Source organism: Pseudomonas sp. PDM05, from assembly GCF_014851685.1.
GTDB lineage: Bacteria > Pseudomonadota > Gammaproteobacteria > Pseudomonadales > Pseudomonadaceae > Aquipseudomonas.
Map to the genome: position 1 here is coordinate 1 of NZ_JACVAC010000021.1, position 14,627 is coordinate 14,627.

The 14,627-nt window shown below is 60.4% G+C and carries 14 protein-coding genes; 10 read left to right on the forward strand and 4 right to left on the reverse strand.

Features of this window, described 5'->3' with window-relative positions; all coding sequences use genetic code 11:
* Window positions 1-494 precede the first annotated feature (494 nt).
* From IB241_RS25820 to IB241_RS25830, 3 genes are all read right to left on the reverse strand, one after another.
* Window positions 495-1,091: a superoxide dismutase gene (locus IB241_RS25820; RefSeq protein WP_192301010.1), complete on the reverse strand. Its 597-nt coding sequence runs from the start codon at window positions 1,089-1,091 to the stop codon at window positions 495-497.
* A gap of 178 nt (window positions 1,092-1,269) precedes the next feature.
* On the reverse strand, window positions 1,270-1,869 hold the full coding sequence (locus IB241_RS25825; protein ID WP_192301011.1) for a LysE/ArgO family amino acid transporter: 600 nt from the start codon (window positions 1,867-1,869) through the stop codon (window positions 1,270-1,272).
* A gap of 5 nt (window positions 1,870-1,874) precedes the next feature.
* Entirely contained in the window at window positions 1,875-2,276 is a 402-nt protein-coding gene (locus tag IB241_RS25830) for an ACT domain-containing protein (RefSeq protein WP_192301012.1), read from the reverse strand.
* Window positions 2,277-2,375: 99 nt separating this feature from the next.
* Here IB241_RS25830 and IB241_RS25835 point away from each other — a divergent pair, with 99 nt between their 5' ends.
* The 10 genes from IB241_RS25835 to IB241_RS25880 all read left to right on the forward strand — a co-directional run bounded on the left by IB241_RS25835 (window position 2,376) and on the right by IB241_RS25880 (window position 13,513).
* The gene (locus tag IB241_RS25835; RefSeq protein ID WP_192301013.1) at window positions 2,376-3,269 is read left to right on the forward strand and encodes a LysR family transcriptional regulator ArgP; all 894 of its coding nucleotides are present in this window, start codon (window positions 2,376-2,378) and stop codon (window positions 3,267-3,269) included.
* 52 nt (window positions 3,270-3,321) lie between these two features.
* Window positions 3,322-4,320: an NAD-dependent epimerase/dehydratase family protein gene (locus IB241_RS25840; protein WP_192301014.1), complete on the forward strand. Its 999-nt coding sequence runs from the start codon at window positions 3,322-3,324 to the stop codon at window positions 4,318-4,320.
* Window positions 4,321-4,434: 114 nt separating this feature from the next.
* Window positions 4,435-5,280 (forward strand): ATPase, encoded by an 846-nt coding sequence (locus IB241_RS25845; RefSeq protein ID WP_192301015.1) that lies wholly within the window; start codon window positions 4,435-4,437, stop codon window positions 5,278-5,280.
* A gap of 194 nt (window positions 5,281-5,474) precedes the next feature.
* Complete coding sequence (locus tag IB241_RS25850; protein WP_192301016.1) at window positions 5,475-6,734, forward strand: AGE family epimerase/isomerase; 1,260 nt, start codon at window positions 5,475-5,477, stop codon at window positions 6,732-6,734.
* 104 nt (window positions 6,735-6,838) lie between these two features.
* Window positions 6,839-8,125 carry an ABC transporter substrate-binding protein gene (locus IB241_RS25855; protein ID WP_192301017.1) on the forward strand — a complete coding sequence of 429 codons (1,287 nt, stop codon included), beginning with the start codon at window positions 6,839-6,841 and terminating at the stop codon, window positions 8,123-8,125.
* Window positions 8,126-8,226: 101 nt separating this feature from the next.
* On the forward strand, window positions 8,227-9,135 hold the full coding sequence (locus IB241_RS25860) for a carbohydrate ABC transporter permease (protein ID WP_192301018.1): 909 nt from the start codon (window positions 8,227-8,229) through the stop codon (window positions 9,133-9,135).
* Entirely contained in the window at window positions 9,128-9,973 is an 846-nt protein-coding gene (locus tag IB241_RS25865; protein WP_124524882.1) for a carbohydrate ABC transporter permease, read from the forward strand. The genes IB241_RS25860 and IB241_RS25865 overlap by 8 nt, the downstream gene beginning before the upstream one ends.
* 2 nt (window positions 9,974-9,975) lie before the next feature.
* The gene (locus IB241_RS25870) at window positions 9,976-11,133 is read left to right on the forward strand and encodes an ABC transporter ATP-binding protein (RefSeq protein ID WP_192301019.1); all 1,158 of its coding nucleotides are present in this window, start codon (window positions 9,976-9,978) and stop codon (window positions 11,131-11,133) included.
* Between the two features lie 84 nt (window positions 11,134-11,217).
* The gene (locus tag IB241_RS25875; protein ID WP_192301020.1) at window positions 11,218-12,564 is read left to right on the forward strand and encodes a carbohydrate porin; all 1,347 of its coding nucleotides are present in this window, start codon (window positions 11,218-11,220) and stop codon (window positions 12,562-12,564) included.
* 103 nt (window positions 12,565-12,667) lie between these two features.
* Window positions 12,668-13,513 carry a D-hexose-6-phosphate mutarotase gene (locus IB241_RS25880; protein WP_192301021.1) on the forward strand — a complete coding sequence of 282 codons (846 nt, stop codon included), beginning with the start codon at window positions 12,668-12,670 and terminating at the stop codon, window positions 13,511-13,513.
* Window positions 13,514-13,635: 122 nt separating this feature from the next.
* Here IB241_RS25880 and IB241_RS25885 read toward each other — a convergent pair whose 3' ends face one another.
* Window positions 13,636-14,496, reverse strand: coding sequence for a MurR/RpiR family transcriptional regulator (locus IB241_RS25885; protein ID WP_177413991.1), 861 nt, complete (start codon window positions 14,494-14,496; stop codon window positions 13,636-13,638).
* Between the last annotated feature and the right edge of the window lie 131 nt (window positions 14,497-14,627).

Sequence of the window (14,627 nt, forward strand, 5' to 3'; positions counted from 1 at the left end):
TGTTTGGGATCTGTACCTGTGTGACTATCCCCTAGGGAGGCTTGGACGAGGCATGGGCCGCGTCCAAGCCTAAAATGTGTAAACGATGTCCCCGGTTTCAGATGTAAAGGATGTCTACGGTTCTACAATCCCCTCACCGAATAAGTGGCGGCTGACGCTGTGAGAGTTCCTCGTGGGGTTTGCGCTAACCATGAAAAAGCCCGGCAATTCAGGCTGTGTGAAAACCTAGCAATCTGCCGCCCGGTTCCTGCTTCGCCAACTCGACGGTACACGAACGGAAATGGCGCTAGCGATGCAGGTGTACAACCTGAAAAGAGCCATAAACGTTTCGGGGGTGCGAAAAATGATGGAGTTGATGGGCTGAAAAGCCCTTTTTTGCTATCCGAAACCGCAAAAGCAAATGCCCCGACAAGTCGGGGCATTTGCTTTAGACCGGCGTGGGCTGCGTTTTCACACAGCCTGCATTGCCGGGCTTTTTTTACTGCAAGTGTTGCTTAGGCAGTGAAGGTCTTGCCTTCGAACTGCTCAGCCACGAACTTCCAGTTGACCAGGTTCCAGAACGCTTCCACATACTTTGGACGCGCGTTGCGGTAGTCGATGTAGTAGGCGTGTTCCCACACGTCGCAGGTCAGCAGCGGGGTGTCGCCGCTGGTCAGCGGGTTGCCGGCGCCGATGGTGCTGGCCAGGGCCAGGGAACCGTCAGCCTTTTTCACCAGCCAGCCCCAACCGGAACCGAAGGTGCCGACGGAGGTCTTGGTGAACTCTTCCTTGAACTTGTCGAACGAACCGAACGCAGCGTTGATGGCTTCAGCCAGCGCGCCGGTTGGTTGACCGCCGGCGTTTGGCGCCAGGCAGTTCCAGTAGAAGGTGTGGTTCCAGACCTGGGCAGCGTTGTTGAAGATGCCGCCCGAAGAGGACTTGACGATCTCTTCCAGGGTCTTGCCTTCGAACTCGGTGCCTGGCACCAGGTTGTTCAGGTTCACGACATAGGTGTTGTGGTGCTTGTCGTGGTGGAATTCCAAGGTTTCCTTGGAGATGTGCGGCTGCAGGGCATCGTGTGCGTAGGGCAGCGGCGGCAATTCGAAAGCCATGATGATTCTCCTAATCAGGTCAGTTGCGGTGAGCGCAAGGCCGATCACGGGCGGCCAAACAAGCGCCGGGGAGTTTGTACTCTTTGCGGCGCAGGGTCCGGATCATAGCACCGGGGGTGCGGCAAAACCACGCAACAACTGTGTGGGATAGAGGTTCCAGAGCGTTTTGGAATATTCGTCAGGCGGCGATCAATTGATAGGCCACGCTGAACATCATCACCGCCACCAACAGGTCCAGCAGGCGCCAGGTGGCCGGGCGTGCCAGCCACGGCGCCAACCATGCCGCACCGAGGGCCAGGGTGGCGAACCACAGGAAGGACGCACTGGCCGCCCCAGCCACGTAGGCACCGGGTTCGGTTTGTTGCGCGCCCAGTGAGCCGATCAGCAATACCGTGTCCAGATACACATGGGGATTGAGCAGCGTCACCGCCAAGGCACTGAGCATCACCGCGCGCAACGAACGCACCTTGAGTTTGCCGCCCTGCTCCAGGCTTTGGCTCGAAAATGCCCGACGCAGTGCCAGGGTGCCATACCACAACAGGAATGCCGCGCCGCCCCAGCGGGCAATCGCCAGCAGCAGCGGGTTTTGCGCCAGCACCGTGGCCAGGCCGAACACCCCCGCGGCCACCAACAACGCGTCGCATACCACGCACAACGCTGCGACGGGCAAATGGTGTTCGCGGCGCAGGCTTTGCGCCAGCACGAAGGCGTTCTGGGTGCCGATGGCCATGATCAAACCGAGGGCCACCAACAGGCCGTTCACATAGCTTTGCCACATAGGATTTACTCCGCGTCCGCCGCCAGTTGCCGTAGCACCTGCAAGGCACGCTCGGCATCGGCGCGGCCGACGAACAGGTGATCGTGGTAATAACCGGCAATCACATTGCAGCTGATTCCGGCCTGGCCCAGCGCGCTGGCAAAGGCGGCGGTGAGGCCGACAGCCTCCAGGGACGAATGCACGTTCAAGGTGATCCAGGCGGCCACGTAGTCGAATTGCAATCCTGCCTGTTCGGCTTGCTCGCGCTTAACAATCAGCGTCAGGCCTTCCTGTTCGCGAAAGCTGCCGATCACTTCACAGCCCGCCGGGATGCGGTGGTCGGGCAGGGTGCAGAACACATAGTCGCCGTCATTCAACTGCGGGCTCATGCTACTTAGCAGGGTCGCCAGGGCGGTTTCGCCAGTCATGTGAGAATTCCTTGAATAGGGAGAAGCAATGCTGGTCATTCTCACGGGCGAAGCTGTATAAGAAAAACCAATATTGCTGATCGCTCATTAGAGAAACTGATGTTCGACTATAAATTGCTTTCCGCCCTGGCAGCGGTGGTGGAACAGGCCGGCTTTGAACGCGGCGCCCAAGTGCTGGGGTTGTCGCAATCGGCGATTTCCCAGCGCATCAAGCTGCTTGAAGCACGCATCGGCCAGCCGGTGCTGGTGCGGGCCACGCCGCCGACGCCCACCGACATCGGCCGGCGCCTGCTTAACCATGTGCAACAGGTGCGCCTGCTGGAGCGCGACCTGCAAAGCCAGGTGCCGGCGCTGGACGCAGAGGGCATGCCCGAACGCCTGCGCATCGCCTTGAACGCCGACAGCCTTGCCACTTGGTGGGCCGAGGCGGTCAGCGCGTTTTGCGCCGAGCAGCATTTGCTGCTGGACCTGGTGGTGGAGGATCAGACCGTCGGCCTCAAACGCATGCGCGCCGGTGAGGTGGCGGCCTGTATCTGCGCCAGCGAGCGCCCGGTGGCCGGGGCCCGCAGCCTGTTGCTCGGCGCCATGCGCTATCGTGCGCTGGCCAGTCCGGCGTTTATCGCCCGGCACTTTCCCGGAGGGGTACGTGCCGATCAACTGGCGCGCACTCCGGCGCTGGTGTTCGGTCCGGATGATTTCCTGCAACACCGTTACCTGGCTTCGCTTGGTGTGGACGGTGGTTTCGAACACCATTTATGCCCATCTTCCGAAGGCTTCATTCGCCTGACGGAGGCCGGGCTCGGTTGGGGCCTGGTGCCGGAATTACAGGTGCGCGACCAGTTGGAAAAGGGCGTGCTGGTGGAGTTATTGCCAGATAAGCCCATCGATGTGCCGCTGTACTGGCATCATTGGCGCAGTGGCGGGCAACTGCTGGGCTTGTTGACCGACCATCTGGCCCAGGCGTGTGGCCAATGGCTGGTGCCGTTGGACTGACAGCGGGCGTCAAGGCAACAGCGATGAAAAATGAAAGAACATGGGGTAATACATGAAAATTCTGGTCACCGGCGCAAGCGGCTTCATCGGCGGACGCTTTGCGCGTTTCGCCCTGGAGCAGGGCCTCGACGTGCGGGTCAACGGGCGACGCGCCGAAGGTGTGGAGCACCTGGTCAGGCGCGGTGCCGAGTTTATCCAGGGTGATTTGAATGATGCCGACCTGGTACGCGAACTGTGCCGCGACGTTGAAGCCGTGGTGCATTGCGCGGGCGCCGTCGGGTTGTGGGGCAAGTATCAGGACTTCTACCAGGGCAATGTGCTGGTGACTGAAAACGTCGTCGAGGCCTGCCTTAAACAGCGTGTCGGCCGGTTGGTGCACCTGTCGTCGCCGTCGATCTACTTTGATGGGCGCGACCACCTCGGGTTGACCGAAGAGCAAGTCCCCAAGCGTTTCAAGCATCCTTACGCCGCGACCAAATACCTGGCCGAGCAGAAGGTGTTCGGCGCCCAGGAGTTTGGCCTCGAAGTGCTGGCGCTGCGCCCGCGTTTCGTGACGGGCGCCGGCGACATGAGCATCTTCCCGCGCCTGTTGAAAATGCAGCGCAAGAACCGCCTGGCCATCGTCGGCGACGGTTTGAACAAAGTTGATTTCACCAGCGTGCACAACCTCAACGAAGCGCTGCTCAGCAGTTTGCTCGCCACAGGTTCGGCGTTGGGCAAGGCCTACAACATCAGCAACGGTGCCCCGGTGCCGGTGTGGGATGTGGTGAACTATGTGATGCGTCAAATGGAACTGCCGCAGGTGAAGCGTTACCGGTCCTACGGTTTGTCCTACGGCGTTGCGGCGTTGAACGAAGCGTTCTGCGCGATGTGGCCCGGCCGCCCGGAACCGGCGCTGTCGCGCCTGGGCATGCAAGTGATGAACAAAGATTTCACCCTCGACATCAGCCGTGCCAGGCATTATCTGGACTACGAGCCCAAGGTCAGCCTGTGGACCGCCCTTGACGAGTTCTGCGGCTGGTGGAAGGCCCAGGATTCGGGGCTCAAGTAAGGTCACAACAGGCAACATATCGGGAACCGAATTCGTGGTTCCGGGTCGATCAGAGCGACAGGACTGCGGTTTATACTCCCGTCGCTCGCCACCTCACCGATTCAGGGTTGATTCATGCGTAACGATGCCAAAGACGATTTCGACGACGTTCCCAGCCTGCGGGCCGATGTAGGGGATGACGATGATTTCGAACCGACTCCCGCCACCTCGGTGCGTTCGCGCAACACGAAGGTGGTCAAGGTCAAGAGCGCTAGCACCGGGCCATTGTGGGCCCTGATCGGCGCGCTGCTCTTCGCCTTCGCCGGGCTGGCCTGGTGGAGCTTCCAGCAGATTTCCCTGATGGGTCAGCAACTGGTCGCCACCCAGGAAAGCTTTGCGCGCATCAGCGAAGAAGCGGCGGGGCGCCTGCAGGATATTTCCGGCAAGGTCGTCGCCAGTGAGGCCAGTGTGAACAACGGCAGTGAAGCGTTGAAGTTGCAGATCCGCCAGTTGGAGACCCAGTTGCTGGAGCAGGGCAAGCAGCAGGTCGGCGTGGCCGGTCAGGCCACCGAGCTCGACAAGCGCCTGGCGACCATGACCGCCAGCACCACCGAACTGTCGAGCGCCAACAGCAAGCTGCAAGGCCAGGTGCAGGCCTTGACCGACGCCGTGGCAGGCTTGAAGGCGGCACAAGGTGAGGCGGCCAAGCGCGATGCCGAGTTCAAGGAGCTGGCTGCCGATGTAGCCGCACTGAAGAAACAAGGTAATCCGAGTGCGGCCATTGCCCGTTTGGAGCAGGACCTGGTGGTGCTCAAGAGCGCCCAGGAAAACCAGCCGGCCAGCAGCGATGCGCCGACCAATAAAGAGTTTGATGTGTTCCGCATCCAGACCACCCGCAACATCACCACCTTGCAGAGCCAGGTGCAGAACCTGCAGCAACAGCTTAATGCGCCGGCGAGGGTCACACCGTTGGGGCAGTGATTCCACCGGCGTGTAAAACGATTTAAATGTGGGAGCAAGCCCGCTCCCACATTTTGTACTGGGGCCAAGAGTTAAGTAGTACTCTTGGCTGCATTGTCACCGCTTGGTGACATTTCCCATCCCCTTCGTTACTTGCCCCCATCCTGCCCTTGTTTAGACTCCGGTCACCCCATAAACAATAATAAGGGCCACCCATGACCACCCAACCACTGCCTGCCAGCAGTTGGCTGAACGCGCCTGCCCATCACGCCTGGCTTGCCGCCGAAGGCCAGCGTCTGTTGGCATTCGCCAAGGCCGCGCGCCTGCCCGACGGTTTCGGCAACCTGGACGACAGAGGCCAACTGCCGGCCGATGCCCACGCCGAAACCATGAACACTGCCCGCATGACCCACAGCTTTGCCATGGCCTACGCCCTTGGCCTGCCGGGTTACGCCGAGTGGGTGGCCCACGGTGTCGCGGCCCTCAGTGGTTCGCTGAAGGATGCGCAGCACGGTGGCTGGTTCGCCACGCCCCGCGCCCTCGATGGCAACCGTGGCAAGGCTGCTTACCTGCACGCCTTTGTCGCCCTGGCCGCCAGCTCCGCGGTGGTGGCCGGTGTTCCCGGTGCCCAGGCCCTGCTAAACGACGCGATCCACATCATCGACCAGTGCTTCTGGAACGAGGAGGAGGGCGTCATGCTCGAAACCTTTGCCCAGGATTGGAGTGGCGTCGAAGCCTATCGCGGCGCCAACAGCAACATGCACGCCACCGAGGCCTTCCTCGCCCTGGCCGATGTAACCGGTGACACGCGTTGGCTGGACCGCGCGCTGCGGATCGTCGAGCGGGTGATCCACACCCACGCCGCCGGCAACCAGTACATGGTGATCGAACATTTCGACGCCCACTGGCAGCCCCTGCTGGATTACAACGAAGACAATCGCGCCGACGGCTTCCGCCCCTACGGCATCACTCCTGGCCATGGGTTCGAGTGGGCGCGGCTGGTGCTGCACCTGGAGGCCTCGCGCCTGCGCGCTGGGCTGGTCACGCCGGACTGGTTGTTGACCGACGCCAAAGGCCTGTTCGCCAGCGCCTGCGAATACGCTTGGGCGGTCGATGGTGCGCCCGGCATTGTCTACACCCTGGACTGGAACCAGCGCCCGGTGGTGCGTGAGCGCCTGCACTGGACCCACGCCGAAGCCAGCGCCGCAGCCCAGGCCTTGCTCAAACGCACCGGTGAGTTGCACTACGAAACCTGGTATCGGCGTTTCTGGGAGTTCTGCGAAACCCATTTCATCGACCGCATCCACGGCAGCTGGCACCACGAGCTCAGCCCGCACAACCAACCTAGCAGCACGATCTGGGCTGGCAAGCCGGACCTGTACCATGCCTGGCAAGCGGTGCTGCTGCCTGCGCTACCGTTGGCGCCAAGCATGGCCAGTGCATTGGGGGCGGGGTCTTATGTCACCAGCTGGTGACATTTGTACGTCCCTTTGTTACCTGCGCCCTAAATATCCATGTTTAAACTCCGTGCAGCGCAAGCTCTAGACTTGCATGCATAACAACAAAAAAAGGTACTCAGATGAACGCGATTAATCGCCTCGCCGTCGCTATTTCCATTGCCTCGTTGTTTCCCCTCAGTGCATTTGCCGCCGACTCCAAAGGTACGGTTGAAGTGGTGCATTGGTGGACCTCTGGCGGTGAGAAAGCGGCAGTGGATGTCCTGAAGGCCCAAGTTGAGAAAGACGGTTTCACCTGGAAAGACGGTGCCGTCGCCGGTGGCGGTGGTGCCACGGCCATGACTGTGCTGAAAAGCCGCGCAGTTGCGGGCAACCCACCCGGCGTTGCCCAGATCAAAGGTCCCGACATCCAGGAATGGGCGTCCACTGGCCTGCTCGACACCGACGTCTTGAAAGGCGTGGCCAAAGACGAAAAATGGGATTCCCTGCTCGACAAAAAAGTCTCCGATACCGTGAAGTTCGACGGTGACTACGTCGCCGTGCCTGTGAACATCCACCGCGTCAACTGGCTGTGGATCAACCCGGAAGTCTTCAAGAAAGCCGGCATCACCAAGAACCCGACCACCCTCGAAGAATTCTACGCAGCCGGCGACAAGCTCAAGGCTGCCGGTTTCATTGCGCTCGCCCACGGCGGCCAGCCTTGGCAGGACAGCACGGTGTTCGAAGCCGTCGTCCTGTCGGTGATGGGAGCCGACGGCTACAAGAAAGCCCTGGTCGACCTGGACAACGCTGCGCTGACGGGCCCGGAAATGGTCAAGTCGCTCACCGAGCTGAAAAAAGTCGCGACCTATATGGACGTCGACGGCAAAGGCCAGGACTGGAACCTCGAAGCCGGCAAAGTCATCAACGGCAAGGCCGGCATGCAGATCATGGGTGACTGGGCCAAGTCCGAGTGGACCGCCGCCAAGAAAGTCGCGGGCAAGGACTACGAGTGCGTCGCCTTCCCGGGCACCGAGAAAGCCTTCACCTACAACATCGACTCCCTGGCGGTGTTCAAGCAGAAAGACAAAGGCACTGCCGCTGGCCAGCAGGACATTGCCAAAGTCGTGCTGGGTGAAAACTTCCAGAAGGTCTTCAGCATCAACAAAGGCTCGATCCCGGTGCGTAACGACATGTTGAACAACATGGACAAGCTCGGCTTCGACTCCTGCGCCCAGACCGCTGCCAAGGACTTCCTGGCCGACGCCAAGACCGGCGGCCTGCAGCCAAGCATGGCGCACAACATGGCCACCAACCTGGCGGTGCAAGGCGCGTTCTTTGATGTCGTGACCAACTTCCTCAACGACCCGAAAGCCGACCCGGCCGACACCGCCAAGAAACTGGGCGCTGCGATCAAGTCGGCCAAGTAAGCGACAAGCTGCAAGTTATTAGCTGCAAGTGGTCTGCAACCTCTCTTGCCGCTTATAGCTTGTAACTTGCAGCTGCCCTCACTCTTTCATTGGATTTCCCCATGAGTTCTGTTGCTGTGTTCAGCAAAGCCTCGCCGTTCGATGCACTGCAGCGCTGGCTACCGAAACTGGTGCTGGCGCCGAGCATGTTCATCGTACTGGTGGGCTTCTACGGCTACATCCTGTGGACGTTTGTGCTGTCGTTCACCACATCCACTTTCCTGCCCAGCTACAAGTGGGCGGGGTTGGCGCAATATGAGCGCCTGTTCGACAACGACCGCTGGTGGGTCGCAAGCAAAAACCTGGCGCTGTTTGGCGGCATGTTTATCGGCATCACCCTGGTGATTGGTGTTCTGCTGGCGGTGTTTCTCGACCAGCGTATCCGTCGTGAAGGTTTTATCCGCACCATTTACCTGTACCCGATGGCGCTCTCGATGATCGTTACGGGTACGGCCTGGAAGTGGCTGCTCAACCCGGGCATGGGCCTGGACAAACTCCTGCGGGACTGGGGCTGGGAAGGCTTCCGTCTCGACTGGCTGATCGACCCGGATCGCGTGGTCTATTGCCTGGTAATCGCTGCGGTGTGGCAAGCCTCGGGTTTCATCATGGCGATGTTCCTCGCGGGCCTGCGTGGGGTTGATCAATCGATCATCCGCGCCGCGCAGATCGATGGCGCCAGCCTGCCGCGCATCTACTGGAGCGTGGTGCTGCCCAGCCTGCGTCCGGTGTTCTTCAGTGCCGTGATGATCCTGGCGCACATTGCGATCAAGAGCTTCGACCTGGTGGCGGCGATGACCGCAGGTGGGCCGGGCTACTCATCCGACCTGCCGGCGATGTTCATGTACTCGTTCACCTTCAGCCGTGGCCAGATGGGCATGGGCTCGGCCAGTGCCATCCTGATGCTCGGTGCGATCCTTGCGATCATCGTGCCTTACCTCTACTCCGAGCTGAGGACCAAACGCCATGACTAGTCTCGCCTCCAAACCTGCCATCAGCTTGAGTCGCGTCGCGATCTACGCGGTGCTGATCCTCGCGGTGCTGCTGTACCTGGTGCCGCTGGTGGTGATGTTGCTCACCAGCTTCAAGACCCCGGATGACATCAGCAACGGCAACCTGCTGAGCTGGCCGACCGTGGTCACCGGCATCGGCTGGGTCAAGGCCTGGGCCACGGTAGACGGTTACTTCTGGAACTCGATCAAGATCACTGTGCCGGCCGTGCTGATTTCCACTGCCATCGGTGCGTTGAACGGCTATGTGCTGTCGTTCTGGCGCTTCAAAGGTTCGCAGTTATTCTTCGGCTTGCTGTTGTTCGGCTGCTTCCTGCCGTTCCAGACCGTGCTGCTGCCCGCGTCGTTCACCCTTGGCAAGATGGGCCTGGCCAGCACCACCACCGGCCTGGTGTTTATTCATGTGGTCTACGGGCTGGCGTTCACCACGCTGTTCTTCCGTAACTACTACGTGAGCATTCCGGATGCGCTGGTCAAGGCCGCACGCCTGGACGGTGCAGGTTTCTTCACCATCTTCCGTCGGATCATTCTGCCGATGTCGACCCCGATCATCATGGTCTGCCTGATCTGGCAATTTACCCAGATCTGGAACGACTTCCTGTTCGGCGTGGTGTTCTCCAGCGGCGACTCCCAGCCCATCACGGTGGCGCTGAACAACCTGGTCAACACCAGCACCGGGGCCAAGGAATATAACGTGGATATGGCGGCGGCGATGATCGCCGGGCTGCCGACCCTGCTGGTCTATGTGATCGCAGGCAAGTATTTCGTGCGCGGCCTCACGGCCGGCGCGGTCAAGGGGTAATCATGGCTACGCTTGAACTTCGCAATGTAAACAAGACCTATGGCCCCGGCCTGCCCGACACCTTGAAGAACATCGAACTGTCGATCAAGGAAGGCGAATTCCTCATCCTGGTCGGCCCTTCGGGTTGCGGTAAATCCACGCTGATGAACTGCATCGCCGGCCTGGAAACCATCACTGGCGGCGCGATCATGATCGGCGACCAGGACGTCAGCGGCATGAGCCCCAAGGATCGCGACATCGCCATGGTGTTTCAGTCCTACGCGCTGTACCCGACCATGAGCGTGCGCGAGAACATCGAATTCGGCCTGAAGATCCGCAAGATGCCCCAGGCCGACATCGACGCCGAAGTGGCACGCGTGGCCAAGCTGTTGCAGATCGAACACCTACTCAACCGCAAGCCGGGCCAACTCTCCGGTGGTCAGCAACAACGTGTGGCCATGGGCCGTGCCCTGGCGCGGCGGCCGAAGATCTACCTGTTCGACGAACCGCTGTCCAACCTCGACGCCAAGCTGCGCGTCGAGATGCGCACCGAAATGAAGCTGATGCACCAGCGCCTGAAAACCACCACCGTCTACGTCACCCACGACCAGATCGAAGCGATGACCCTGGGCGACAAAGTGGCGGTGATGAAGGACGGCATCATTCAGCAGTTCGGCACGCCGAAAGACATCTACAACAACCCGGCCAACCAGTTCGTGGCGAGCTTTATCGGTTCGCCGCCGATGAACTTCGTGCCCCTGCGCCTGCAACGCAAGGACGGTCGTCTGGTGGCCCTGCTCGACAGCGGCCAGGCCCGTTGCGAGCTGGTGCTGAACGTGACCGACGCCGGTCTTGAAGACCGTGACGTGATCCTTGGCCTGCGCCCCGAGCAGATCCTGCTGGCGGCGGGCGAGGGCAACGGTTCGAGCATCCGCGCCGAAGTGCAGGTCACCGAACCGACCGGCCCGGACACCCTGGTATTCGTGCAACTCAATGACACCAAGGTCTGCTGCCGCCTGGCGCCCGACGTGGCCCCGCAGGTGGGCGAGACCCTGACCCTGCAATTTGATCCATCCAAGGTATTGCTGTTCGACGCCAATACCGGCGAGCGTCTGGGCACTGCTTCTTCATTGCCCGCACAGGGGCATGCCGACAATGTGGCCCAATTCAAAGGCCGCTGAAGCAGTTAAGTTGTTGTTTTTGATAAAAAAGTAACCCGCGTTAGATAAAAACAGTTTAATAACAATAAAGACGAGGATGTAGGGATGAAAAAGCAACACAACACTACCCGGCTGATCTGCCAACTGTCAGCGGCAGCAGCCCTGGTTTTGTCCGCCAATGCGATGGCGGACGAAGCATTCAGCGCCGATTCCAAGTGGATGACCGGCGATTGGGGCGGCGAACGGACCAAGCTGATCGAGCAAGGTATCGACATCAAGGCTGACTACGTAGGCGAAATGGGCTACAACGCCCACGGCGGCTACAACACCGACAAGACCGGTCGCTACTCCGACCAGTTCGGCCTGGGCGTCGCGCTGGACCTGCAAAAACTGTGGGGCTGGGACAACACCCAGGCCAAGATCCAGTTGACCAACCGTAATGGCCAGAACATCTCCAACGATCGCATCGGCGACCCGCGTGCCGGCACGCTGAGTTCGTCGATGGAAGTCTACGGCCGTGGCCACATGGTGCGTCTGACCCAGTTCTGGATCCAGCACCAGATGTTCGACAACAAGTTGGACGTGAAGCTCGGTTACTTCGGTGAAGGCGAAGACTTCAACACCTTCCCGTGCGACTTCCAGAACCTGTCGTTCTGCGGTTCCCAGGTCGGTAACTATGTGAGCACCTGGTACAACTGGCCGGTCAGCCAGGCTGCGATCCGCGTGAAGTACCACATCAATCCTGAGCTGTACGCGCAAATCGGTGCGTACAACCAGAACCCGTCGCAGCTGGAGCACGGCAACGGCTTCAAGCTCAGCGGCAGCGGCACCAAAGGCACTGTTATCCCGGTGGAATTGGTCTGGTCGCCGAAGGTCAATAACCTGCCGGGCGAATACCGTGTGGGTTACTACAAGAGCGCGGCTGATGCCTCCGACGTGCGTGAAGACGTGAACGGTAACGATGCGGCTACCACGCGCGCGGCCTACCGTACCCACAGCAGCAAAAAAGGCTACTGGTTCGTTGCTCAACAGCAGCTCACCACCCACAACGGTGACGCTTCCCGTGGTCTGAACATCGCGGCCAACGCCACGTTCCACGACAAGGAAACCAACACCGTCGACAACTACCAGTCGTTGATGCTGGTGTACAAAGGTCCGTTCGACGCGCGTCCAAAAGATGACGTCGGCATCGGTGCGGCGCGTCTGCACGTCAACAATGACGTGAAGAAAAACGCCGAGCTGCTCAACGCCTCCAATGGCGTGAGCGACTACGACAACCCGCTGTACACGCCGATCCGCGAGACCGAGTACAACTTTGAAATCAACTACGGTTTCCACGTCACCAACTGGCTGACCGTGCGTCCCAACCTGCAATACGTCGTGCAACCTGGCGGCGTGGACAAAGTCGACAACGCGTTGGTGGCTGGCCTGAAAATTCAGTCTACGTTCTAACGTTGTTGCGATAAGCTCCTTCTCTCTGTGCGCATTTTGCGGGTAGCCATGGCTATCCGCTTTTTTTTGCGCAGCACTGTGAAGACCTTCAGGACAGTGGCAAATGCATGAGCAACCGCTGCAACGCTTTTTCAAATCCCTGCGCGAACGTCCAGTGTTCGCCTGGGAGCGCTTTCAGATGCGCGACGTATTGGTGATCGACCACCCGTTGTGCCAGGCGGTGTTCAGTCGTCAGGGCGCGCAACTGTTGCACTTTCAACCCACGGGGCAAAAACCCTGGCTGTGGTGTGCGGCGAAGTGGCCGCAAGTCGGCGCGATCCGTGGTGGCGTGCCGGTGTGCTGGCCGTGGTATGGCCGTCATCCCAGCGAGAACGCGTGGCCATCCCACGGCTGGGCGCGGCTGATCGACTGGAAACTGCTCGACAGCAGCACCGACGACGACGGTGTGCGTCTGCATTGGCAACTGCAGTTGTGCGATTGGCAGGTCGACCTGCACGCACACCTGGGCGACACCCTGGAACTGCGCCTGAGCACCGAGCATCAGGACGAACTGCCGTGTCAGTTGAGCCATGCTTTGCACGCCTACTGGCGTATTGGTCACGTTGATGAGGTAGCGCTGTCTGGGCTCGACGGCGCGCAAGGTTATGACCAGCTCAGTCGCCAGGCTTGCCAGCAGGAAGGTGAGTTGCGGGTGGACGGCGGCTGCCAGCGGGTGTTCCAGCATGACGGTGAATTGCAGCTCAAGGACCACGCCTGGCAGCGCGAACTGTGCATCGATACCGGCGACAGCGCCGACACCGTGGTGTGGCATCCGGGCAGTCGTCCGCTGTTGGGCGTGAGCTTCAACGAGGCGTCGGGGTTTGTGTGCGTGGAGTCGGCAATGGCCGCTGCCAGTTTGGCGCCGGGGGAGCGGGCGCATTTGAGTCTGCAGGCCAGGGCTAGGGTGTAGCGGTGTGGCTGCGGGCCCCTTCGCGAGCAAGCCCGCTCCCACATTTGAATGTGTTCACAAATCAAAATGTGGGAGCGGGCTTGCTCGCGAAGAGGCCGGTACAGCTGGTAGAGATTCCAGCCTTAGTTGAACTCATCTCCAACCGGATACCGGCTGTCATTCAAGCTCTCTTTGATCTTGCGCAGATGGGGCTGGAAATCCACCCCACGGCGCAGCGTCATGCCTGTCGCCAGCACATCCAGCACCGTCAACTGAATGATCCGCGAGGTCATCGGCATATAGATGTCCGTATCTTCCGGCAGCGGAATATTCAGGCTCACCGTACTGGCCTTGGCCAATGGTGAGTTCTCGGCGGTCACGCCCAGCACCGAGGCGCCGTTGCTGCGGGCGATACGTGCCACTTCCACCAGCTCACGGGTACGCCCGGTGTAGGAAATGATCACGAACAGCTCGCCCGTATGCGCCACCGACGCGATCATGCGCTGCATCAGCACGTCCGCGTGGGCGGTGACCGACAGGTTGAAGCGGAAGAACTTGTGCAGCGCGTCCATCGCCACCGGTGCCGAAGCGCCGAGGCCGAAGAAGTGGATCTGCCGCGCCTGGATCAGCAGGTCCACGGCCTTGCTGATCAAGTTCGGGTCCAGGGCCTGGCAGGCGCTGTCCAGGGACGCGATGGCGCTGCCAAAGATCTTCTGGGTGTAGGCCTCGGGGTTATCATCGGCCTCCACGGCGCGGCTGACATACGCAGCACCGCTGGCCAGGCTTTGCGCCAGTTGCAATTTCAGTTCAGGGTAGCCGCTGACGCCGAACGAACGGCAGAAACGGTTGACCGTCGGTTCACTGACCGAGGCGGCTTGGGCGAGGGCGGCGATAGAGAAGCGGGTCGCCTGCTGCGGGTTGAGCAGGATGACCTCGGCGACTTTTTTCTCGGCCTTGTTCAATTCTTCGAGGCGGTTCTGGATCTGTTCCAGAAGATTTCGCACGCGGTCCATTCAGTCTTTCCTTCGGGCGACGATGCAAATAAGGGTGGCAACCAATCGACCAGTGGTCTTTTGCGGTGGCCTATCCTACTGAGGGTAGCTGAACACCACCACTCGCAATGCGTATTTCGGGA